Genomic DNA, 205 nt, shown 5'->3' with positions numbered 1-205 from the left:
GTGCCGTTTCGACGGCGGAAAGATCAAATGTCGGGGCGGCCGCAAGAAATGGCTCATCTGCAAACATGACGAGGCCTACCCTGTCGCCGGAGCGACCGCGTAGAAATCCCGCGCCCATTTCCTTGACGAGATCGATACGCCGGGTGGAGCTTCCGTCAAACGAAAAATCCTTGCGTTCCATGCTGCCAGAGAGATCGAGCGCCAT

1 protein-coding gene is annotated in these 205 nt (G+C 58.0%); it reads right to left on the bottom strand.

The window, feature by feature from the left end; genetic code table 11:
- A partial coding sequence (locus AC6CHM_RS25235) for a VWA domain-containing protein (protein WP_498176104.1) occupies positions 1-205 on the bottom strand: 205 nt, incomplete at both ends.

It is taken from the genome of Phyllobacterium sp. GQ127 (assembly GCF_059758635.1).
The sequence above is the reverse complement of the archived record's forward strand: the minus strand, read 5'-3'. Positions and strand labels throughout refer to the sequence as shown.